Origin of the sequence: Hymenobacter gummosus (genome assembly GCF_003970915.1) — a bacterium.
Lineage (GTDB): Bacteria > Bacteroidota > Bacteroidia > Cytophagales > Hymenobacteraceae > Solirubrum > Solirubrum gummosum.
In genome coordinates, this window is sequence record NZ_RXOF01000004.1 from 309,080 (window position 1) to 331,018 (window position 21,939).

Genomic DNA, 21,939 nt, shown 5'->3' on the forward strand with positions numbered 1-21,939 from the left:
ATCGAGCAGCGGCGCGGGGCCGCCCCGGTGCGGCAGCGCCGCTACCCCGCCGCCCGCCCGCCCGCTGTCGCTGCAGCAGCTTGTTAACAAAGGATAACGAGACGCTAAACCGGGTGGCGACCTGGCCGCGCGTGCTGTCCCCAGCCACACAGGCGACTGCAACACGCTCTCGTAAATCAGCGGAGTACGGCTTCATCCCGCAAAGAAAACCAGATTCACCATATACACTGACCGCGAAAATGCTCTAGGTCGTTGGGAGCGACGCCGCTTTTATCGTTCTGGCTGATTAGCGTTGGCGCGTTGTTATCAGCGGCGCTGCAGGGTGCGAGGAAGGTCCGTCCTTCGTCAGGATGACGTTCTTATTTCTTCAGCCAGCATCAGGGCTTGCTCACGGTGATGTTGCGGAACGTGGCCGTGCTGTTATCGACGAAGATGCCCCAGCTGGTCCCGGGCGCCCGGTAGATGCGGGCCGACAGGGCCGCCACGTTGTCGAGGTAGACCACCACCATGGAGTTTTCGAACACGATGTCCACGTTGTACTCGGTGTTCGGGCTCATGGGGAAGGGCACGTCGGTGACGGGCGCGGTGCTGCTGGTCAGCGCGGAGCGTTTCACCTTGTCGAAGCTAAAGCGCTGCTGGCCGGGGACGAAGCGCAGGCTGTACACGTCGTCGTACCCGTCGCAGGCGCCGAGCAGGAAGCCGAAGTCCTTGGCGGCGCTGCTGTAGGATACGGTGCAGTGTAGCTTGTAGCGCCGCGGCGCCAGCGGTTCGAAGAGCACGTTGGCCACGTCCTTGTCGGCCGGGCTGCTGAGGGTGTAGGAGTGCGGGCCCGGGCTCAGGCTCGTGACGTTGCCCCACTGGCTGTTTTTCACCAAGGGCTCGTTCTGGGCCTCCGCGTGGTTTTTGAGCGTGTGCGGGATGGTCACGGCCAGGTCCTGGTTGCTGCGCTGGTAGATTTTGTGCACCACCAGGTTGCCGCCCCATTGCCAGGCACCGGCGTCGGCGTTGCCGGCCAGGCGGTTGGTCCAGCCGAACAGGTACCGGTCGCCGTACTGGTCGAGGGCGGTTTTGGCCGCGTAGATGCCCTTGCCCTCGAAGCGGGCCGCCCCGCTCGGGCTGGTCCAGGGGCCAGAGAGGGAGCTGCTTTTGCGGTAGAGCAGGTTCTTGCTGTCGATGTCGGAGAAGAGCAGGTAGTAGGTCGAGCCCATCCGGAACAGCTCCGGCGCTTCGAGCATGAAGAAGTTGTCGGGCCCGCCGTCGTAGAGCAGGCCCTGGTAGGTCCAGCTGAGCAGGTCGGGGGAGGTGTACTTCACCACCACCCCGCGCCAGGTGCCACTCACGTTCTTGCGCGCCGCGGCACTCAGGTAGTAGGTAGCAGAGGCGTCGTCGAAGTACACGAACGGGTCCCGGAAGTTGTCCTGCTCGTCGAAGCCCTGCCCGGTGGGGGCGTAGATGGTGGCGAAGCCGCTGCTCTTGGTGAACTGCTGGTTCAGCCCGGGGGCGGTAGCCAGCATGATGCCTTCCTTGCGCGTCACGCAGCTCGATGGGTAATTGGGGTTGTGGCCGGTGTAAAAGGCGTAGTAGGTGCTGCCCTTCTTCACGATGTGGCCGGTGCCCAGGGCATAGTCCTGCTGGCAGGGGTTGGTGCTGCAGGCCAGTATCTGCCCCGCCGACAGGCCCGAGTAGCCGTAGAAATTCGAGGTTTTGAGTTCGTACCAGGGGTGGCGCTGGTGGGTGGCGTCGTTCCAGATGTCCTTGAGGTAGTACACGTTGAACTGCCCGGTGGCCGCGTCGTAGTAGGGCATCACGTCGCCGATGGGGGCCGAATTGTCGCCCAGGGGATAGAACTGGTAGTCCGGGTTTTCGGCCCGCGGGGTGCAGGTCAGGGCGTTGCTGGCGGTGGTGGCAGGCGGCGCGGCCGGGCGGGCGGCGGTTTCCTTCTGGCAGCCGCCCAGGCACAGGGCCGCCGCGACGATGCCGACCAGCGGCAGCGCGGAGTAAAAACGGTTCATGATGGTTGGGGCCTCACCCCCGGCCCCCTCTCCGAAGAGAGGGGATGCCAGACGATGCGGGCGTTTTGGGTTGGGAATGCGAAGCCCGGCCACCCGCTCCGGCAAGGCGGAACCAGGTGAGGCAGGCTTTCGGGTTGGGCAAGGCAAAGCCCCACCGCCGCGCTTCCGGCCGGAGAAGCGGAAATCAGCAGCAGTGGGGCTGGGAAGCAGCAGAAGCGGGCGTAATGCCTCCCTCCTACTTGGTCGGGGTCAGCAGCCAGGTGTACTCCACCGAATCGAGGGTGAGGCCGGGGGTGGGGCGCAGGCGCAGGGAGGTGAAGGGCGCCGAGGGGAAGAAGATTTCCGTCATGGCGGTCAGCCCGCCGTCGGCAAACAGCTCCACCGAGGCCGCGTCGAAGAAGAGGGTGAGGTCGGCGGCGGGGGCGCTGCTCAGGCGCGGGGCCACGTGGCGGGCGGCGAATTTGGGACTGAAGCCGCTGGGGCCGGCCTTGCTGCGGTCGATGAAGTACTGGTTGGCTTTCTTGTCGAAGCCGATGAGCAGCTCCTCGCCCTGGGCGTTGCTGAGTACCAGGGTCATGTCCTGTAGCTGCCGGGCGCGCAGCTGCAGGCGGCTTTGCGGGCGCCACTGGGTCTGCATCTGCTGCAACAGGTCGATTTCGCCCTTCACGGCCAGGTCGGTGAGCGGCTGGGCGGCGGCGCTGGCCTTGCCCGCGTTGAAATTGGTGAGCGGGCGGATGCGGCTGCTGGTTACCATCGAGGCCACTTCCTTCACCGGGGCCGAGGTCAGGTAGAGTTCCTTGCCCACCTGGCGCAGGCCCAGTTCGCGCGGCAAAGTCATGGCGCTGCGCCAGGGGGCGGTGGGCACCTGCTGGGCGTAGTCCCAGTTGCTCATCCAGCCCAGGAAGAGGCAGCGGTTGCCAGTATTGGCGAAGGTCACGCCGGCGTACTCGTCGGGGCCGTAGTCGGCCCACTTGGTCGTGTTGGTCTGGGGCCGGAAGGTTTTGCCGTCGAACTGGCCGACGAAGTACTGGGTGGCCGAGCCGCCGTTGGGGCCGCCGGGGTTCAGGTTTACCAGCAGCACCCAGTAGGTCTTCTTGTCGAGGGTAAGCGGAAACAGGTCGGGGCACTCCCACACGCCGCCGTGGGCGCCCACCTGCTCCCCAAACTCGCTTTCCTTGGTCCAGTCCTTGAGGTTGGGCGAGGAGTAGAACGTAATGCGGTCCTTGGTAGCCAGGGTCATGATCCACTTCCGGGCCTGGGCGTTCCAGCTCACTTTCGGGTCGCGGAAGTCGGGGATGCCGGGGTTTTTCAGCACGGGGTTGCCGGCGTACTTCGTCCAGGTTTTGCCCTCGTCGAGGCTGTAGGCCAGGCTCTGGGTTTCGTGCTTGCCGGTCTTCTTCTTTTCCTCCTCGGGGTCGTGGTGGGTGAAGATGGCCACCAGCGCGTTCTTGCCGAAGCCGGCGGTGTTGTTTTCGTCGACCACGGCCGAGCCGGAAAAGATGTAGCCCAGCTTATCGGGGTAGAGGGCAATGGGCTGCTCCTGCCAGCGCAGCAGGTCCCGGCTGGTGGCGTGGCCCCAGTGCATGGGGCCCCAGCTCATGCCGTCGGGGTAATACTGGAAAAACAGGTGGTAAGTGCCGTTGAGGTACACCATGCCGTTGGGGTCGTTCATCCAGTGCGCAGCCGGCGCGAAGTGGTAGGCCGGGCGGTACTGCGGCGTGGGCGCGGGCGTCTGGGCCGTTTGAGCCTGGCCGATGGCAGGAGCCGTCAGCAGTGAAAGGGCCAGCAGGAGTCGTTTCATGGGAGTTGACCCCACCCCCCGGCCCCCTCCCCTCCGGGAGAGGGGGAGCCAGATCGGTGCAGGCATTGAGGTGGGAAGTTGAAGAAAGCGGCGTTTATCAGGACGCGTCTGCGACGTGTTTGCTAACGTTCGGCTCCCCCTCTCCTTTTTCATGTCGCGCATCAAGCGAGGGAAGGGGGCCGGCCCCGGAGGGGTCCCGTGAGGCGGAGGCCAGCAGCTCGCGCACCTGGGCTTCGGTGAACGTGGGCGTGGCGCCGTAGTGCTTGGCTACCAGCGCGCCGGTGGCGCAGGCCAGGCGCAGACACTCGCCCGGCTCCTGCCCGGCCAGCCAGCCCTTCAGCAGCGCGGCCAGAAACGAGTCGCCGCTGCCGATGGTGTCTTTCACCTCCACCCGCACGCCGGGGGCGCGGTAGAGCTGATTGTTGGTCCAGAGCAGGGCCCCGTCGGCGCCGCAGGTCACGCACACGGCCTGCAGATTGAAGCGCGTAGCCAGCCACTGCATGGCGGCGGGGCGGTCGGCCTCGGCGCCCAGCTCCTGCCCAAACCAGCCGCTGATTTCGGCCAGCTCGTGGTGGTTCATCTTCACCAGATCGGCCTTTTGCAGCAGGTACTTTACCACGTCCTTGGTGTAGTGCGGCGGGCGCATGTTCACGTCGAACACGTTGAAGCGGGCGTGCTCCAGGAGGCGGTACAGCGTTTCGCGGGTGGCGGGGCTACGGGCGGCCAGGGAGCCGAACACGAACATATCGGCCCCGGCCACCAGCGCGTCCAGGCCTGGCTCGTGCTGAATGTAGTCCCAGGCCACCGGCTGCACGATTTTGTAGGTCACTTCCTGCGCGTCGTCCACGTTGGCCTTCACCACGCCGGTGAGGTGGGTGCGGCCCAGCTGCACGTAGTCGGTGCTGAGGCCCTTTGAGGCCACGAAATCGAGCAGCTCCGCGCCGAGGTCGTCGTCGCCGACGCGGCTGATGAGCTGGGTGGGCACGCCGAGCTGGTGCAGGTGCACGGCCACGTTGAAGGGCGCGCCGCCGGGCTGCTTGCCCGAGGGCAGCACGTCCCAGAGAATTTCGCCGAAGCAGGTTACCTGGGAGCTTAGGAGCTTGGGGGCTTGGGGGCTTAGGTTCATGGGGCTTGGTTTTATGGATCTTGGGGATTAGGAAGTGAGTACGGTCTGGGGCGGAGTCGGCTGATCTAAATGACAGCCAAGCCCCCAAGACCCTAATGCAGTACCAGCGTCTTGTCCAGCTGTTCGAGCGAGGTGCCCTTGGTTTCGGGCATCAGGCCCAGCACAAACAGCAGCTGCAGCACCATCATACCGCAGAAAAAGGCGAAGGTGTTGCCGCCGCCGAGCTGCTCGGCCAGGGGCGGGAAGGCAAAGGCAATAATAGCGGCCATAACCCAGTGCGTGCTGGAACCCAAAGCCTGCCCCTGGGCGCGCACCGTGTTGGGGAAGATTTCGGAGATGAACACCCAGATGACGGCGCCCTGCGAGAAGGCGAAAAAAGCAATGTAGACGAACAGCAGCCCCGGCACCAGCATGCCGCCGAAGGCCGTGAAGTTTTCGGAGTAGAAGGCCCAGGCTACCAGGGCCAGAGTCGTAATCAGCCCGAACGAGCCGATGAGCATGAGCTTGCGGCGGCCAAACCGGTCGATAACCTGCCGGGCCAGCAGGGTGAAGATGAAGTTCACCAGCCCCAGCCCGGCCGAGGAAAGCAGGGCCGAGCTTTTGCCCAGGCCGGTCATTTCGAAGATGCGCGGGGCGTAGTAGATGATGGCGTTGATGCCCGACACCTGGTTGAACAGCGCAAAAAGCACGGCCAGCATCACCGGGGTGCGGTACTGCCGGGCCAGCAGGGAGCGGCCGCCCTCGGCCTGGTCGGCGGCGTTGGTGGTCAGCACACTGGTTACCAGCTCATCGGCCTTGGCCTCGTCGATGCGGCGGAACACGGCGCGGCCCTCCTCCACCCGCCCCTGCCCGATCAGCCAGCGCGGGCTTTCGGGCACCCGGAACAGCAGCAGGAAAAACGCCAGCGCCGGCGCAGCCTGCACGCCCAGCATCCAGCGCCAGTCGTTTTCGCCCAGGCCGGTGAGCAGGTAGTTCGACAGGTAGGCGGCCAGGATGCCGAACACGATATTGAACTGGAACATGGCCACCATCTGCCCGCGCTTCTCGGCCGGGGCCACCTCCGAAATGTAGAGCGGGGCCGTGACGGACGAAGCGCCCACGCCCAGCCCGCCCAGGAAGCGGAACAGCATGAAGGCGTACCAGTTGGAGGTCAGCGCCGCGCCCAGGGCCGAGACGAGGTAGAGCACCGCAATCCAGATGAGCGTCTGCCGCCGCCCGAGCCGGTCCGACGGGATGCCGCCGAAAATGGCCCCGAACACCGTGCCGATCAGGGCCACGGCAATAGTAAAGCCGTGCTGCACCGAATCGAGGCCCCAGAGCTGCTGAATGGCCTTCTCGGCCCCGGAAATCACGGCCGTATCGAAGCCGAACAGGAAGCCCCCGAGCGCCACGACCAGGGACCAGAAAAAGACGTTGTTGTTCTTCACGGCGGAAAAGTTGCGGAAGCCGCCCGCGGAGGAAAGCAGCGGTTTCCAGTTATACAATGGTGAAATGGTGATTGGTGAAATGGTGAGTTTTGATGTTTGGGAGGCACGGTGTTGCGCATTTCGCGCAAGCGGCACGACACTCACCATTTCACCATCTCACCAGTTCACCGCCCGAAGGGAAAGCCGTACCGGGCGCCACCGGGGCATCCACTGCCGCCGCGTGTCAAGCCCGTTCACTCACCAGGCTCCCCTATCCCCAGGAGCGGCGGCGGATACTGGCTCGCGCCATTCCCACAACCCGGCCCGGCACCCGGCACGGCCCGTCCTTCGGATGGTGAACTGGTGAAATAGTGAAATGGTGAGTTGACGTTCTGGCGGCGCGGAGTCGCCCGTTTGCGCATGTCGCGCCAGCAGCCCGGCACTCACCATTTCACCACTTCACCATCTCACCGCTACCAGCCCGGGTTCTGGCGGTAGAGGCCTTTGCTGAAGTTGATCTGGTTCAGGGGGATGGGCAGGTACTCGTCACGGCCGCGGGTGAAATTAGCGTTCTGCAGGTAGTTGCGGCGGGTTTTCTCGATGCGGAAGTACTCGTTGAGGTAGTCGGCGGCAATGCCCCAGCGCACCAAATCGAAGAAGCGGGAGCCTTCCATGGCAAACTCCAGGCGCCGCTCCCAGCGCAGGGCCTCGCGGGCGTACTGCTGGCTCCACACGCCGGCCGGGTACTGGCCGATGCGGTAGTTGGAGCTGGGCTGCCCGTTGGCCTGGCGCAGCAGCTGGGTGCTGTTCTGGGCGCGCTGCCGGATCTGGTTGACGATGGGCAGGGCCTCGGCCGGGCGGCCCAGCTCAATGAGCGCCTCGGCCTTCATCAGCAGCACGTCGGCGTAGCGGATGACGGCCCAGTTCTTGGTGCTGCTCATGAAGGGCGGCAGCTTCTGGAAGCTCGGGGCACCCGGCCCCACCAGTTCCTTTTGCGACATAAACTGCCCGTATACATCCGGCAACCGCACCCAGCTGCGCTGAAACACGAACGAGGGGTCGTACTTCCAGGGGTGGGTCGGAATGGCCACGGTGTGGTCCAGGCGCGGGTCCACGGTATTGGTCTGGAAGTCGGCCGGGGCCGTCAGGCTGGTGGCGTTGAAGGTGCTGAACAGGGGCAGCCCCTGCGCGTCGGTCTTGAAGGCGTTGACCAGGTTCTGGCTGGGCTGGTGGAAGCTGCAGCAGCCGAATTCCGAGTTCATCGGGTAGTTCAGCTTGTTGCCCTGGTTGATGCGCCCGCGCGGCGAGCCGTCGTCCTTGGAAAACTGGATAGCAAACACCGACTCATTCCCGTTGTCGAAGGCCGACATGAAGTTGTTGCCGAAGTCGGTGTACAGGCTGTGCTTGCCCGAGCTGATAACCTCGTCGGTGAGGCGCACTACTTCCTGCAGCTTGGCCTGGTCGATGCTGGTGACCTGGTGCGTCTCGCTCTGCACGTAGGCCTGAAACAGCCGCACCTTCGCCAAGTAAGCCTTGGCCGCCACCCGGCTGGCCCGGCCCACTTCCGGCTGATTTACCGGCAGCGCAGTAGTCCCGGCCTGGAAGTCCTCGGCAATCTTGTCCCAGAGCTGCTGGCTGGTCAGGGCCACGTTCGAGACCTGGTCGTAGGTTTCCACCGGCACCGTCTCGTCGAGCCAGGGCACGCGGTCGAACAGCTCCTTGAGGATGAAGTAGAAGTGCCCGCGCAGGAAGCGCGCCTCCGCGATGCGCACCTGCCGGTTGGGCATCTGCGCGTCCGTCACCGCATTGAGCCGGCGCAGCGCCTCGTTGGCCCGGCCGATGCCCACGTAGAGGCGGAACCACACTTCGTCGGTGTTGCCCACGTCGGTGCGGTTGTAGGTGAAGGTTTCGTAGAAGTGGAAGCCCTCAATGTCGCCGATGCCGCCCCCGCCCTTGTAGGCGTCGCCGGAGCGCAGGTTGCCGTAGGGCCACAGGGAGGTGTAGGGCACCGTGAAGCCGTCGTTGGCCAGGGCCGAGTAGGCGGCAATCAGCTGCTTGTCGGCGTTTTCGGGCGTGTTGAGCTGCTCGTCGCTGAGCGCCCCGCGCGGGGGCACGTCCAGGAAGTCCTTGTCGTTGCAGGCCGTGGTGCCCAGGGCCAGCAGCGCGGCCAGCGTGAGTAGTTGTATGGATTTCATCGTGGGAAGCAGTGGTTGGGGAGGTGGGAGTTGGGCGGCCAATCGGCAGGCCGTCATGCTGAGCTTGTCGAAGCATCTCTACCGCTTCGTTGGCTCAGTTCAGGCCGTCATGTCGAGCATGTCGCGCATCAAGCGAGGATCGAGACATCTCGCGTGCTGATGTTGGATTCACTATCTGACGAAGCAGTGGAGATGCTTCGACTTCGCTCAGCATGACGTTCTGGTGTGGCCGTTCTTTACTGGTCGTTCTAGAGTCACCCGTTCTAGAACGTCACGTTCAAACCCGTGCTGAAAGCCGGCGCGATGGGGAAGCCCAGCAGCTGCACTTCGGGGTCGGGGCTGGTGTAGGCGTTCGGGCCTTTGCGGTCCTTGAAGGTGAGCAGGTTGGTGCCCTGCACGTAGAGGCGCAGCTGCTGCAGGCGCAGCTGCTCGGTCAGCGGCTTGGGGAAGCTGTAGCCCAGCTGGGCGTTGCGCAGCTTCAGGTAGGAGCCGTTTTCCACGAAGTAGGTGGAGGGCCGCCACTCGTTGTTCTGGTTCAGCAAGGACACCGCCATCGACGCCGATAATGCGGATGCGCCGCTCCAGGCCCAGCTGCTTGCACACCTGGTAGGCACCCAGGGCCATCCGGTCGTTGTGGGCGAAGATGAGGTCGACATTGGGGTTCCGCTTCAGCACCGTCGGCAGCCGCTCCAGCACCGAGGGACGCTCCCAGTTGCCGTTCACCTGGGCCACCAGCTGCAGCCCGGGGTAGGCGGCCAGCGCCTGCGCGAAGCCCCGGTGCCGGTCGACGGCCGGGGAGGCGCCGGGGGCGCCGAGCACCTCCAGCACCCGGCCCTGCCGGCGCAAGAGGCCCGCCACGTAGTGCCCGGCCTGCTGGCCCACTTCCACGTTGTTGCCGCCCACATAGGCCGTGTAGAGCTTGGAGGTGGTGCGCCGATCGAGAATGACCACCGGAATGCCGCGGTTGTAGGCTTCCTCCACGATGGGCGTCACCGGCTCGGCTTCGTTGGCCGACACGATGAGCAAATCCACGCCCTCGCGCAGAAACTCCTTGATCTGCTGCTCCTACCGGGCGCTGTTGTCCTTGGCGTCCTTGATGCGGAAGGAGACTTCGGGGTAGAAGCTCAGCTCCTTTTTCATGCCCGCCACCATGGCCAGGCGCCAGGCGTCGCCGTTGGTGCACTGCGAAAACCCGATGCGGTACTGCCGCGCCGGGGGCTTGGCGCAGCCCGCCAGCAGCAGGAGCATCAGCCCCAAAGCCCAGCCCACGCGCCCGGCCCGGCCGCCGGACAGCAGCGGCCAGCAAAGCAGGCGCAGGAGCAGACGACGGGCTTGAATCATGGCGGTTCTTACAAATCTAGGCATTCCGCCGACCTTGCCGCAACCGCGGTGAGTAGCGGCTCACCGGCTTTGGGGCGGAGCCGGTTACAGTGCCGCTCGGCCGCTACAGGGAAGAAGCCCACTCGAAAAAGCCGGAACCATGCTCTATCTGGCGTCCATCTCGAAGGAAGGCCTAGCCAAGCATCTCTACCGCTTCGCCTGGCTCCCCCTCTCCTTTTCGGAGAGGGGGCCGGGGGGTGAGGCGCACGCGAGGCGCACGCAAAGCGGTAGAGATGCTTCGGCTAAACTCAGCATGACGCCCTTTCTGGTCCCCCGATTCCCCAGCCCGGCGCTTAACACCAAGCTCATCCAAACGTGACCAAACGGTAACGCCCGCGTCACAGCGGAGTAACGGGCCGGCGCGTATTTCGCCTTGAACTTTAACCACGTGGTTATGAGCCGTTCCGTGCTTGATTCGCCTTCTTCGGCCCCGGCCTGGCTGCGCCGCCTGGGCTACGCCGCCGTGGAAGTGGCCCTGCTGCTGGCCTACCGCACCGGCAGCCTGATGGCCTGGCAGCGCAGCCTGCACGGCGCCGGCCGGCAGCTGTGGCGCCCGGCCCGGGCGCGCCGCCGCTACCAACTCCGCAGCGCCGCCTGATGAGCCGCCCCAAGAAACGCCGCCTCGACGTAGCCGTCATTTCCGACGTGCACCTGGGCACCTACGGCTGCCACGCCCGCGAGCTGCTGCGCTACCTCAAGAGCATCAAGCCCCGGGTGCTGGTGCTCAACGGCGACATCGTCGACATCTGGCAGTTCAGCAAAAGCTACTGGCCCGCCGCCCACATGCAGGTGGTGCGCCACCTGGCCGGGCTGGCCGCCAAAGGCACCCGCATCCACTACCTCACCGGCAACCACGACGAGCTGCTGCGCCGCTTCGCCGGCACCCGCCTGGGCGCCCTGAGCATCGAGAACAAGCTGGTGCTCGACCTGCCCCACGGCCGCACCTGGCTGTTCCACGGCGACGTGTTCGACGTGACCATGCGCCACTCGCGCTGGCTGGCCAAGCTCGGCGCCGAGGGCTACGACCTGCTGATTCTCCTCAACCGCCTCGTCAACTGGGGCCTGCAGAAGCTGGGGCGCCCGCGGGTGCAGCTGTCCAAGGCCGTGAAGGACCGCGTGAAAAGCGCCGTGAGCCTGGTGAGCGACTTTGAGCAGACCGCCGCCACCATTGCCATCGACGAGGGCTATGCGTTCGTGGCCTGCGGGCACATCCACTGCCCCGACATCCGCCCGATCAGTACGCCCAAAGGCCAGGTCACCTACCTCAACTCCGGCGACTGGGTCGAAAACCTCACCGCCCTGGAATACACCGCCGAAGCCGGCTGGCGCCTCTACCGCTACGCCGACGACGCGGCCCTGCAAACGCCGGAGCTGCCCGAAGAAACCGAAGCCGCCGAAGCCCCTTCTTCGGCCCTGCTGGACGAGCTACTGGCCGAATTCCGCATCCACCGCAGCCCTAATTCTTAATTGTTAATTACTAATTATTAATTAATTGACCCCGCCCCGCATCCTCTACGCCATTCAGGGCACCGGCAACGGCCACCTCGCCCGCGCCCTCGACGTGGTGCCCCTGCTGCAGCAGCGCGCCGGCCGCCTCGACGTGCTGGTGAGCGGCCCGCCGGCCGATCTGCCCCTGCCCTTCGCGGTGCGCTACCGCTGCCACGGCCTGGGCTTCATCTTCGGCAAAAAGGGCGGCGTGGACTTCGCCCGCACCTTCTGGCAGCTGAAGTCGGCCCGGCTGCTGCGCGAGATTGAGCAGCTGCGGGTGCAGGACTACGACCTGGTCATCAGCGACTTTGAGCCGGTATCGGCCTGGGCCTGCCAGCTGCGCAGCGTGCCCTGCGTGGCCCTGAGCCACCAGAGCGCCGTGCTGCACCCCCAGGCCCCGCAGTCCAAGAAGCTGGACCTGATGGGCCGGGCCGTGTTGCGCCACTACGCCCCGAGCACGGCCCGCTACGGCTTTCACTTTCAGGCCTATGCGCCCGGCATCAGCACGCCCGTCATCCGCCGGCAAGTGCGCGAGCTGACGCCCACCGACGAGGGCCACTACACCGTGTATTTGCCCGCCTTCGACGAGGAAACGCTGGTGCAGCGCCTGCGCTACCTCAGCCGCTCGGTGCAGTGGGAGGTGTTCAGCAAGCACAGCCAGCAGGAATCCGAGCACGGCAACGTACGGGTGCGCCCCGTCAGCGGCGCGGCCTTCCTCGATTCGCTGGCCCGCAGCACCGGCGTGCTCTGCGGGGCCGGCTTCGAGACGCCCGCCGAGGCCCTGTATCTGGGCAAAAAGCTGCTGGTGGTGCCCATGAAAAACCAGTTTGAGCAGCAGTGCAACGCCGCCGCCCTGGCCGCCATGAACGTGCCCGTGGTGCGCGGCCTCAAGGACAAGCACCTGCCCGCCCTCGACTACTGGCTGCACCACGGCGAAACGGTGCCCGTCGACTACCCCGATCAGACCGCCGCCGTCATCGATAAGCTGCTGCTGGAGCAGCTGCCCGCCGGCGTGCGGCCGGTGGTGCAGTCATCCGCCTTGCTGGTATGAGGCGCTGAAAAAGAACGTCATGTCGAGCTTGTCGAGACATCTCGCGTGCTGACGCCCAATAGTAATGTTCAACGAAGAAATTACTATCCAGCGAGATGTCTCGACTTCGCTCGACATGACGGGCCGATTTACCTGTTCCGGGTACCCGCCACCCGCTTTCCTCGTTCAATCCGGCATGTCCGATTACCTCTCACCGGCCCTGCCGCCCGCCTTCTTCCCGTCGACTTCGCCCGCCAGCTACTCCCGGGCCGATTTCGGCCCCGATTTTCACTGGGGCGTCTCGACGGCGGCCTACCAGATTGAGGGCTCCGGCGACTGCGACGGCAAAGGCCCCAGCATCTGGGACGACTTTGTGCGGCGGCCCGGCAAAATCAAGCGCGGGGAGCACGGCCACGAGGCCTGCGACTTTTACCGCCGCTGGCCCCAGGACCTCGACCTGCTGCGCCAGCTCGGCGTGCCCAACTACCGCTTCTCGGTGGCCTGGAGCCGCGTACTGCCCCAGGGCACGGGCGCGGTCAACCAAGCTGGCCTCGACTACTACGAGCGGCTGGTCGACGGCTGCCTGGAGCGCGGCATCGAGCCCTGGCCCACGCTCTACCACTGGGATTTGCCCCTGGCCCTGCAGCAGCGCGGCGGCTGGCAGAACCGCAGCGTGGTGGGCTGGTTCACCGATTACGCCGAGCTGCTGGCCCGCCGCCTCCACGACCGGGTGCGCCACTGGATGGTGCTCAACGAGCCGATGGTGTTCGTGGCCGCCGGGCACCTGCTGGGCATCCACGCGCCCGGCAAGCGCGGGCTGGGCGCCTTTCTGGCCGCCACCCACCACGCCACCCTGACCCAGGCCGAGGGCGGCCGGGCCCTGCGCGCCGCCCTGCCGGCCACGGCGCAAATCGGCACTACCTTTTCCTGCTCCTACGTCACGCCCGCGCGCCCCGGCCTGCCCCGCGACGAGCGGGCCACCCGCCGCGCCGACGCCCTGCTCAACCGCCTGTTCGTGGAGCCGGCGCTGGGCCTGGGCTACCCCGTGCAGGATTTGCCCTTCCTGGGCTGGCTGGACCGCTACGTGCAGCCCGGCGACGAGGCGCGGCTGCCCTTCGATTTCGACTTTCTGGGCGTGCAGAACTACACCCGCGAGGTGGTGCGCCACTCCCCCTTCGTGCCCCTGCTCTGGGCCACGCTGGTGGGCGCGGCCAAGCGCCGGGTGCCGCACACCGAAATGGGCTGGGAAGTCTACCCCGAAAGCCTTTACCACATGCTGCGGCAGTTCGCGGCCTACCCGAACGCGCCCCGGCTTATCGTGACGGAAAACGGCGCCGCCTTCCCCGACGAGCCCACGCCCGACGGCCGCGTGCCCGACCCGGCCCGGCAGGCTTACCTGCAGGCCGCCATCGGGCAGGTGCTGCGCGCCCGGCGCGAAGGCGTGCCCGTCGACGGCTACTTCGCCTGGTCGTTTACCGACAACTTCGAGTGGGCCGAGGGCTACCGGCCGCGCTTCGGCCTGGTGCACGTCGACTACGAAACCCAGCGGCGCCGCATCAAGGACTCGGGCTACTGGTATCGGAATCTGCTGGCGGGGCTGCCGGCCGGCAACCCGGCGGCAGTACCTCCAGGAGCTATTCGCTTGTCCCGATAACGGTCCTGGAATTTACGGTCGGAGCTACAGCCGCAGCGCGGCGCCATATTGATAGAAGCCGCGCAACCCGCCCGAGCGGAGCTGCAGCGCAGCGGTATGGCAGAGGTGTCGCGTGAACGTTAATGGCCGCTCAACGTCAGCAACCTCAGCAGGGCCATGCCGCTGCGCTGCAGCTCTCACCTTTGTTTTGGCGCTTGGGCTACCGACATGACGCCGCGCTGCGGCTGTGGAGCCAGGGATGGACGTCGGAGTTGTGGCCTAACTACGTCGGTCTAGGTGCCCCAAGTGACTGATCGTGTCGGCGCCTAACCCCTACTCTGCCGCCATGATTTATTCCTGCTTCCCGGCGCGGCGGGGCTTCACGAATCGGTAACGCGGGCGTAATTCTGTGGCAACGGGCCGGAAATAGCTTTGGCGCCACGTTTCACCCTCCGTTGCCGCCTATGCACCCCAACCTGTACTTACTTGTTTCCGCCACCTTCGCCTTGGGCCTGAGCGCCGGCGCCGCCCGCGCCCAGAGCAGCAGCCAGGGCTTCGAAGGCGCCGCCTCCGATACCTGGACCTACACCGCTACCCCGGCCACCTACAACGTGCCGGCCGACAACGACCAGTGGGCCATCCTCAGCGACGTGGGCACCACCGGCGCCAACGGCGTGCAGGCCCCGCCCGCCACGGGCACCAAGCTCTGGGGCATGCGCGACTTGCAGGGCCCGCCCACCGGCGACGTGTCCATCTGGCACTTCCTGGACTTCGCGCCGGTAGCCGTTCAGTCGGGCAGCGGGGCGGCCACCACGGTCACGTTCAAGTACTTCTCCAACGCCTTCGACACCTCCGACTCGCTGGCGTACGCGGTGCAGTTCGACAACGGCACGACCTGGCCCGCCACGCGCACCTATACCCAGCTCAGCAAAGATACCCGCGCCTGGACCACCGTCACGGTGAGCATCCCCGCGGGCAGCAGCCACGTGCGCCTGCGCCTGGCCGCCCGCCAGAACGGCAACGACGACTGGGCCGCCTGGGACGACGTGGCCCTGACCAATGCCGCCCCCGCCCTGCCCACGCTGCGCCTCAGCGCCGCCACCGCCGTGGTCGATGAGGCCGCCGGCACGGTCAGCATCCCGGTGAGCATTCAGAACGCCGGCGCCGCAGCCGCCACCGTGCAGGCCGTGCTGGTGCCGGGCCTGAGCACCGCCACCGCCGGCACCGACTTCACCTACGCCGCCGCGCAGACGCTGACTTTCCCCGCCGGCTCCTCGGCCAACCAGACGCTGACCATCCCCATCAGCAACGACACCCAGGCCGAAGCGGCGGAGTACTTCACCCTGCGCCTGCAGAACCCCTCGGGCGCCACCCTTACCACCGGCGCCACCGACGTGCTGGTGTTCATCAAGGACAACGACGCCACAGCCCCCACGCAGGGCCGCGACATTCGCCTCAACCACCTCACCAGCTACCAGAACGGCGCCAGCGGCACCAATTCGGCCGAAATCATTGCCCACGACCCCACCACGCAGCGCCTGTACGTGGCCAACTCCATCGGCGGCAAGCTGGATATCCTGAGCATCAGCGGCACCCCAGCGGCCGTGACGCTGACCCCGGTGGCCTCCATCAGCATGGCCCCGTACGGCGGCATCAACTCGGTGGCCGTGCGCGGCGGCGTGGTGGCCTGTGCCGTCGAAAACGCGGCTCCGCAGAGCCCGGGCGCGGTGGTGTTCTTCAACCAGGACGGCACGTTTCAGAAGCAGGTGACGGTGGGCGCCATGCCCGACATGATTACTTTCTCCCCCGACGGCCAGTACATTATCACCGCCAACGAGGGTGAGCCGAACGCCGCCTACACCAACGACCCCGAGGGCTCGGTATCGGTTATCGACTTCGCGGGCGGCCTGGCCGGCGTGACGCAGGCCAGCGTGACGACGGTGGGCTTCACCGGCTACAACGGGCAGGCCGCCGCGCTGCGCACGGCCGGCATCCGCCTTTACGGCGGCACTGCCACCGCGCCCTCCACGGTGGCCCAGGATTTCGAGCCGGAGTACGTAGCCGTCAGCGCCGATTCGCGCCTGGCCTACATCACGCTGCAGGAAAACAACGCCATTGCCACGCTGGACCTGCAGACCAAGCAGTTCACCGGCATCCGCACCGTGGGCTTCCAGGACCACAGCCAGCCCGGCTTCTCGCTCGACGCCTCCGATGAATCGTCGGAGGTGCTGATGGCCAACTGGCCCATCCGCGGCCTGCGCCTGCCCGATGCCCTGGCTTCGTTCCAGGTGCAGGGCACGACGTACCTGATTACGGCCAACGAGGGCGACGCCCGCGAGTACACCGCCCTGACCGAAGGCGTGCGCCTGAACAATGCCTCGTACGTGCTCGATGCCACGGCCTTCCCGAATGCCGCCCTGCTGAAAAACAACAACGCCCTGGGCCGCCTGAACGTGACCAACAAGCTCGGAGACACCGACGGCGACGGGGACTTCGACGAAATCTACGCCTTCGGGGGCCGCTCCTTCAGCATCCTGAACGCCAGCACCGGCGCCGTGGTCCACGACAGCGGCGACCTGCTGGAGCGCCTCACCAGCACCGACCCGACCTACGGCGCCATCTTCAACGCCAGCAACTCCACCGGCAACCCGGTGCGCAAGAACCGCTCCGACGACAAGGGCCCCGAGCCCGAGGGCGTGACCACCGCCGTGCTGCGCGACACCGTGTACGCCTTCGTCTCGCTGGAGCGCATGGGCGGCGTGGCCGTATTCGACGTGAACAACCCCGCCCAACCCCGCCTGGTGCAGTACGTGAACAACCGCTCCATCACCACCGGCAGCGGCGACCAGGGCCCCGAGGGCATCGTGTTCGTATCGGCTCAGAACAGCCCCACCGGCCAGCCCCTGCTGCTGCTGGCCAACGAAGTCAGCAGCACCGTGGCCGTGTACGGCGTGCAGCAGCGCGGCACCGTCACGGCCAACCGCCCGGCCCGCCGCGCCGAGCCGCTGTACCTGTACCCCAACCCTGCCCACGGCGGCACCGTGCGCCTGAGCCGGGCCGTATCGGGTACGCTCTGCGACGCGCTGGGCCGCCCCGTGCGCCAGCTCTCGCAGGCCGACCGCCTCGAAACCGCGGGCCTCGCCGCCGGCGTGTACGTGCTCCGCGCCGACGACGGGGCTACCCGCAGGATGGTGGTGCGCTAAGCTCAGTCGCCCATAACAAAACGCCCCGGCTACTGCAGTCGGGGCGTTTTTTATGCAGCAGAGTATTGGCAGAAGTAAGGGCAATAAATAAAAAACCCGCTCTGCGCAGTGCAGAGCGGGTTTTCAGTGGAGCTGCAGGGAGTCGAACCCTGGTCCAGACAAGGAGAGCGACGAGCCTTCTACGTGTGTAGCTATGCTTGAATTTTCGAAGCAACCGAGGCGCACATCAGGCCTATGGGTTACCCTTATCTGCTAGAGTTTCGCCTGGGCGTCGCAGCGCCACCCAGACTATCCTAATGCTTTCGACACCCCGAACTCACCCGTGAAAAGGAAGACGGATGCGGGATGATGGCTAGTGCTTAGTACCTAGACTAGGCAGCCATGGCGTACGAGTAGTCGCCAGTTGTGTTTCGGATGATTTTTTGGCGGGAGATTCGTCCAACTCCCGACACGCTTACTCGCGACCTGCGCAAGCTGTCAATTCCGGTCAGCCCCAAATGTGTAAGAACGATGCCCCGGCCAGCGGAGCGGGCTGCGAAGGTAGCGCAGCTGGGGAAATAACGATGCTATAAGGGTAAAAAGTTTCGCCGGCTGGCGGCAAACCTCACTCTCCGCCCTGAATCGGCGCTTTTTGCCGGCCCGCCACGCGCACCGGTACCGTCAGGGCAAAGCCGAGGGCGGAGCTGCGCGCCGTCAGCTGCGTCTCGTAGGCTTCGCCGTTCAGGGTGTAGTCCAGCCGGTAGCGACTCAACGGCGTGAGGCCCCACACGAGGTAGAGGCTGAGGTGGGCCCGCTCGCGCCCGCGCCGGTAGTAGCGCGCCTGCGCCCCCAGGTACACCGAGGCCCCCCAGCGCGCCGAATCGGTCTGGGCGCGTCGCCACGTGATGCGGTTGCCGGACGAGGACGAGAAAACCTGTGTTCTTCCGTCGTATGGATCGTAGTCGAACGCCTGCCAGTCGAGCTGGGGGCCAGCCGCTAGCGCGAGGCGTAGGCCGTGTCCGGCCGTAGAAGTTTGCCCGAACCGGTAGCCGATTTGGAAGGGCACATGCAGCACATTGCTGGACCATGCATCGGAGGCATTAAATGCCGCAGAATTGCCACGTAGAGCAGTGGAGGGAATATGTGCTCTAAAGCCGGCGCTTGCGCCGCCCATCCGCGCACCGGTGCTCAATTCCCAACGGCTGTCCAACTGCACCCGGGCCATCAGGCCGTAGGTCGGAGATTTGATGGACTGCTTGCTCAAATGCTCGGCATCCATCGCTGCACTGACTCCGGCCGACCACTGCAAGCCGATGGACGGGTCCAGGTAGAAGGACTGGGCCCGCAAAGCGCAGGGCAACAGACATAGTGATAGAACACCAATAGCGGCGCGCATAACGTGATGCGAGGTTAAGCAGTGTCACGTCGAGCTTGTTGGCGCATCCGCGTGCGGATGCAAGACCCTAATCTGACGAGTGGATGTATTACCCAGCCAGATGTCGCGGCAAACCCGCCATGACGGTTCAGGAACTTCCCAAACAGCGGCACTTGCAGAACGCTTCACGGGCCGGAACGCATGTTCTAACCGGGATAAAAAATTCGCCGGCCGGCTACTGAAGGACTTTCAGCAGCCGGCCGGCGCAGCTTTCGGCGGGGCCGCTCAGCCAATGGCGGGCGTGTTGCGGCCGGAGCGCAGCGGGGCGGCCAGGGCCGGGCCGTAGAAGCGATAGGCCATGTACAAAGCCAGCGGCACTTCGACGAGCAGGGCCAGCTTGCGCACCCAGTCACTGTGGATGAGCAGGTTCACCATGTCGTTCTGGCTCCACCAGGCCGTCAGCGGCGCGAAGCCGAGCAGGTAGACGCCCCAGGCCAGCAGGTGACAGGCCAGCACGGCCCCTAGCAGCCCGCGCGGAATGGCCGGCGGGCGGTTGGCCATCAGCGCCAGCACCACCAGGGTGAGCAGCACGGCCGGCAGGGTGAAGGGAAACCAGGAGCGGCCGGAGTCGGCCATGTTCCAGGCGGCCAGGTCGGCGGCGTTCATGAAAGAGCCGGCCTCCGACAGGCTGCGGTAGCCTTGCCACTCGGTCAGCACGGCGGCCAGGAGGCAGTAGAGCGTCAGGGCGAGGTAGGCGGGAAACAGCCAGCGCGCGGGAGAGTATGATGCGTTCATACGGTGGGAATGGTTGGGTAGTAGAAGCGCCGCCTGCTCGACCGGCAAAGCGGCAGTTGAGCAGGAATAAGATAAACATATTATTAACATATGTCAATATTTTATGTCTATATTTCTAATAATAATCCGTTTTGCCGGCAAAGCCCGTATAAGGCCCTCTGGCTGTGCGACGGGGCAAAGCCGCCGAACTTTCCTTTCCCGGCCCGCCTTTTAGGGGTATCTTTGTGGCTAGGAGTTATGGAGAATTTTGTCGTTTCGGCCCGCAAATACCGTCCCGCCACGTTCCGCAGCGTGGTCGGGCAGCAGCACGTAACCACCACGCTGCAGAACGCCATCGTGACCGGCCACCTGGCCCAGGCGTTTCTGTTTTGCGGTCCGCGCGGGGTGGGCAAAACCACCTGCGCCCGCATCCTGGCCAAGACCATCAACTGCACCAACCTCACGCCAGAAGCCGAGGCCTGCGACACCTGCGACTCCTGCCGGGCCTTCAACCAGAGCGCCTCGTTCAACGTGCACGAGCTGGACGCGGCCTCGAATAACTCAGTCGAAGATATCCGCAGCCTGGTGGAGCAGGTGCGCTACGCCCCGCAGCAGGGCCGCTACAAGGTGTACATCATCGACGAGGTGCACATGCTCTCGAATGCGGCCTTCAACGCCTTTCTGAAGACGCTGGAGGAGCCACCGGGCTACGCCATCTTCATCCTGGCCACCACCGAGCGGCACAAGATCATTCCGACGATTCTCTCGCGCTGCCAGATCTTCGACTTCAACCGCATCAAGCTCGACGACATCGTGGGGCACCTGGGCTACATTGCCGGCAAGGAGCAGGTGACGGCCGAGGAAGATGCCCTGCACCTGATTGCCCAGAAAGCCGACGGCGGCCTGCGCGACGCGCTGAGCATCTTCGACCAGATGGTGACCTTCTCGGGCCATCAGCTGAGCTACCGGGCGGTGGTGCAGAATCTGCACGTGCTCGACTACGAGTACTACTTCCGCCTCACCGACTACTGCCTGCGCCAGGATTTGAGCCAGACGCTGCTGCTGCTCGACGAGGTGGTGCAGAACGGCTTCGACTTGCACCAGTTCGTCATCGGGGCGGCGGAGCACCTGCGCGGCCTGCTGGTGTGCAAGGACCCGCAGACGGTGCAGCTGCTGGAAGTGTCGGAGGGCCTGCGCCAGCGGTATGCCGATCAGGCAAGACAGGCCCCGCTGAGCTTCCTGGTGACGGGCCTGAACCTGCTCAGCCTCTGCGACCGGGAGTTCAAAGCCGCCAAAAACCAGCGCCTGCACGTGGAGCTGATGCTCATGAAGCTGACTTACCTGCGCAATGCGGTGCAGCTCACGCAGGACATGGTAGCCTCGGCCGGTAACGGCGAGGCTAAAAAAAAAACTGACGGTATAGCTCCGGCCGCCCCCGCGGCGGCGCCCAACGGGTCGAATGGCAGCTACGCCGGCAACGGGCCCGGCGGCGGTGCCCCGGCGGCCGGGCCGCGCGTGGCTCAGCCCCTACCCAGCCCGCAGCCAACGGGCAGTCAGCCGGCCAATGGCCAGCCCGTGCACGCGCCGGCCGCGCCCGAGCCCATTGTGCCGGTGCAGAGCGGGGTGGAAGAGCTGCACCCCACGCCCAGCATCGAAAACGAGCTGGAGGAGCGGCCCTCCACGCGCCGGCAGCTGGTCGACACGCTGCCGCACGTGGACGCCGGCCGGCCCAGCGTGGCGGGCCACGAGCCAGGCAGCCGTCCGCTGGTAGCCGCGGCCGACCCGGTAGCCACCGCGCCCGGCATGGCCCGCCCGGCCGCCAAGCCCCTCGCCATTCCGAAGATGAACCTGCAGGCACTCAAGAGCCAGGCCACCCAGCGTCAGGAAACGCAGGCCGCCGTGCTGGAAGAAGAAGCCGCCGCGCCCGTCACCGGCTCCATCGACCAGCAGCGGCTGCAGCAGGTGTGGCGCGAGCTGGCGGAGGCGCGCAAGCAGATCAGCATGAGCGAGTTTACCATCCTGAACCGCCCCATCCAGGCCGACGCCCAGCACGTGGTACGCCTGCAGCTGGAAAACACGGTGCAGCTCGACCAGTTCAACGCTTTCAAGCCCGAGTTTATCGGGGCCCTGCGCCAGCGCACCGGCTACCGCAGCCTCACCATTCAGACCGAGGTGACGCACCAGGAGCAGAACGCCATGCGCCTGTACACCTCCTCGGACCGCTTCGAGTACCTGGCCCAGAAATTCCCGGTGCTGCTGGAAATGAAGCAGAAGCTGGGCCTGGACACGGATTTCTAGGGGCCTCCCCCCGGCCCCCTCTCCTAGAGGAGAGGGGGAGCATGAAGTCAGCACCCTCAGCAACGACAGCGGGAGCCATGAGCGTTAGGCTCATGGCTCCCGCTGTCTTCAGTGCTACCTGAGTTTCTGTAAAACCAAAATCGTCCGCGGCGGGGTGGCTGAGCCCGCGCGAAGCCGGCCCGCATCGTTGCTGACGCCAGGCTCCCCCTCTCTACGGGAGAGGGGGCCGGGGGGTGAGG

Annotated in this window: 15 protein-coding genes, 1 other RNA gene and 1 pseudogene; 6 read left to right on the forward strand and 11 right to left on the reverse strand. The window is 65.7% G+C overall.

From position 1 onward, the window contains the following. Positions 1-377: 377 nt before the first annotated feature. The 8 genes and pseudogenes from EJV47_RS09390 to EJV47_RS09425 all read right to left on the reverse strand — a co-directional run bounded on the left by EJV47_RS09390 (position 378) and on the right by EJV47_RS09425 (position 9,881). The gene (locus tag EJV47_RS09390; protein WP_126692888.1) at positions 378-2,012 is read right to left on the reverse strand and encodes a glycoside hydrolase family 32 protein; all 1,635 of its coding nucleotides are present in this window, start codon (positions 2,010-2,012) and stop codon (positions 378-380) included. A gap of 235 nt (positions 2,013-2,247) precedes the next feature. Next, positions 2,248-3,813 carry a glycoside hydrolase family 32 protein gene (locus EJV47_RS09395; protein WP_126692889.1) on the reverse strand — a complete coding sequence of 522 codons (1,566 nt, stop codon included), beginning with the start codon at positions 3,811-3,813 and terminating at the stop codon, positions 2,248-2,250. Between the two features lie 97 nt (positions 3,814-3,910). After that, positions 3,911-4,939, reverse strand: coding sequence for a carbohydrate kinase family protein (locus tag EJV47_RS09400; protein WP_165903678.1), 1,029 nt, complete (start codon positions 4,937-4,939; stop codon positions 3,911-3,913). A 92-nt stretch (positions 4,940-5,031) separates the two neighbouring features. Then, complete coding sequence (locus EJV47_RS09405) at positions 5,032-6,366, reverse strand: sugar porter family MFS transporter (protein ID WP_243651094.1); 1,335 nt, start codon at positions 6,364-6,366, stop codon at positions 5,032-5,034. Between the two features lie 452 nt (positions 6,367-6,818). Continuing rightward, a complete protein-coding gene (locus tag EJV47_RS09410) occupies positions 6,819-8,540 on the reverse strand; it encodes a RagB/SusD family nutrient uptake outer membrane protein (RefSeq protein WP_126692891.1) in 1,722 nt (573 codons plus the stop codon). A gap of 263 nt (positions 8,541-8,803) precedes the next feature. Continuing rightward, a complete protein-coding gene (locus EJV47_RS09415; RefSeq protein WP_165903679.1) occupies positions 8,804-9,094 on the reverse strand; it encodes a TonB-dependent receptor in 291 nt (96 codons plus the stop codon). A 40-nt stretch (positions 9,095-9,134) separates the two neighbouring features. Next, positions 9,135-9,596, reverse strand: a pseudogene (locus tag EJV47_RS29135) (substrate-binding domain-containing protein); the annotation flags it as partial. Positions 9,597-9,605: 9 nt separating this feature from the next. Continuing rightward, positions 9,606-9,881 carry a hypothetical protein gene (locus EJV47_RS09425; protein ID WP_126692893.1) on the reverse strand — a complete coding sequence of 92 codons (276 nt, stop codon included), beginning with the start codon at positions 9,879-9,881 and terminating at the stop codon, positions 9,606-9,608. Positions 9,882-10,314: 433 nt separating this feature from the next. On the opposite strand from EJV47_RS09425, the gene EJV47_RS09430 reads away from it, so the two are divergent. The 5 genes from EJV47_RS09430 to EJV47_RS09450 all read left to right on the forward strand — a co-directional run bounded on the left by EJV47_RS09430 (position 10,315) and on the right by EJV47_RS09450 (position 17,274). Continuing rightward, positions 10,315-10,518, forward strand: a complete 204-nt coding sequence (locus tag EJV47_RS09430; protein ID WP_126692894.1) for a hypothetical protein — start codon at positions 10,315-10,317, stop codon at positions 10,516-10,518. Continuing rightward, positions 10,518-11,387 carry a UDP-2,3-diacylglucosamine diphosphatase gene (locus EJV47_RS09435; RefSeq protein ID WP_126692895.1) on the forward strand — a complete coding sequence of 290 codons (870 nt, stop codon included), beginning with the start codon at positions 10,518-10,520 and terminating at the stop codon, positions 11,385-11,387. The genes EJV47_RS09430 and EJV47_RS09435 overlap by 1 nt, the downstream gene beginning before the upstream one ends. A 25-nt stretch (positions 11,388-11,412) precedes the next feature. Next, positions 11,413-12,459 (forward strand): glycosyltransferase family protein, encoded by a 1,047-nt coding sequence (locus tag EJV47_RS09440; RefSeq protein ID WP_126692896.1) that lies wholly within the window; start codon positions 11,413-11,415, stop codon positions 12,457-12,459. A 175-nt stretch (positions 12,460-12,634) separates the two neighbouring features. Further along, positions 12,635-14,092: a GH1 family beta-glucosidase gene (locus tag EJV47_RS09445; RefSeq protein WP_126692897.1), complete on the forward strand. Its 1,458-nt coding sequence runs from the start codon at positions 12,635-12,637 to the stop codon at positions 14,090-14,092. A 443-nt stretch (positions 14,093-14,535) separates the two neighbouring features. Then, positions 14,536-17,274, forward strand: a complete 2,739-nt coding sequence (locus tag EJV47_RS09450) for a choice-of-anchor I family protein (protein WP_126692898.1) — start codon at positions 14,536-14,538, stop codon at positions 17,272-17,274. Positions 17,275-17,398: 124 nt separating this feature from the next. On the opposite strand, the gene ssrA is transcribed toward EJV47_RS09450, so the two are convergent. The 3 genes from ssrA to EJV47_RS09465 form a co-directional block, all read right to left on the reverse strand. Next, positions 17,399-17,769, reverse strand: a transfer-messenger RNA (tmRNA) gene (ssrA, locus tag EJV47_RS09455). 109 nt (positions 17,770-17,878) lie between these two features. Continuing rightward, positions 17,879-18,649, reverse strand: coding sequence for an outer membrane beta-barrel protein (locus EJV47_RS09460; protein ID WP_126692899.1), 771 nt, complete (start codon positions 18,647-18,649; stop codon positions 17,879-17,881). A gap of 264 nt (positions 18,650-18,913) precedes the next feature. Then, a complete protein-coding gene (locus EJV47_RS09465) occupies positions 18,914-19,423 on the reverse strand; it encodes a hypothetical protein (protein WP_126692900.1) in 510 nt (169 codons plus the stop codon). Positions 19,424-19,660: 237 nt separating this feature from the next. Here EJV47_RS09465 and EJV47_RS09470 point away from each other — a divergent pair, with 237 nt between their 5' ends. Continuing rightward, a complete protein-coding gene (locus tag EJV47_RS09470) occupies positions 19,661-21,700 on the forward strand; it encodes a DNA polymerase III subunit gamma/tau (protein ID WP_126692901.1) in 2,040 nt (679 codons plus the stop codon). The last annotated feature ends 239 nt before the right edge of the window (positions 21,701-21,939 follow it).

Coding starts and splice junctions, on each gene's coding strand:
- EJV47_RS09425 (WP_126692893.1), bottom strand. CDS start 9,881: ATGATTCAAGCCCGTCGTCTGCTCCTGCGCCTGCTTTGCTGGCCGCTG.
- EJV47_RS09435 (WP_126692895.1), top strand. CDS start 10,518: ATGAGCCGCCCCAAGAAACGCCGCCTCGACGTAGCCGTCATTTCCGAC.
- EJV47_RS09445 (WP_126692897.1), top strand. CDS start 12,635: ATGTCCGATTACCTCTCACCGGCCCTGCCGCCCGCCTTCTTCCCGTCG.
- EJV47_RS09390 (WP_126692888.1), bottom strand. CDS start 2,012: ATGAACCGTTTTTACTCCGCGCTGCCGCTGGTCGGCATCGTCGCGGCG.
- EJV47_RS09415 (WP_165903679.1), bottom strand. CDS start 9,094: ATGGCGGTGTCCTTGCTGAACCAGAACAACGAGTGGCGGCCCTCCACC.
- EJV47_RS09430 (WP_126692894.1), top strand. CDS start 10,315: ATGAGCCGTTCCGTGCTTGATTCGCCTTCTTCGGCCCCGGCCTGGCTG.
- EJV47_RS09400 (WP_165903678.1), bottom strand. CDS start 4,939: ATGAACCTAAGCCCCCAAGCCCCCAAGCTCCTAAGCTCCCAGGTAACC.
- EJV47_RS09470 (WP_126692901.1), top strand. CDS start 19,661: ATGGAGAATTTTGTCGTTTCGGCCCGCAAATACCGTCCCGCCACGTTC.
- EJV47_RS09450 (WP_126692898.1), top strand. CDS start 14,536: ATGCACCCCAACCTGTACTTACTTGTTTCCGCCACCTTCGCCTTGGGC.
- EJV47_RS09410 (WP_126692891.1), bottom strand. CDS start 8,540: ATGAAATCCATACAACTACTCACGCTGGCCGCGCTGCTGGCCCTGGGC.
- EJV47_RS09395 (WP_126692889.1), bottom strand. CDS start 3,813: ATGAAACGACTCCTGCTGGCCCTTTCACTGCTGACGGCTCCTGCCATC.
- EJV47_RS09460 (WP_126692899.1), bottom strand. CDS start 18,649: ATGCGCGCCGCTATTGGTGTTCTATCACTATGTCTGTTGCCCTGCGCT.
- EJV47_RS09465 (WP_126692900.1), bottom strand. CDS start 19,423: ATGAACGCATCATACTCTCCCGCGCGCTGGCTGTTTCCCGCCTACCTC.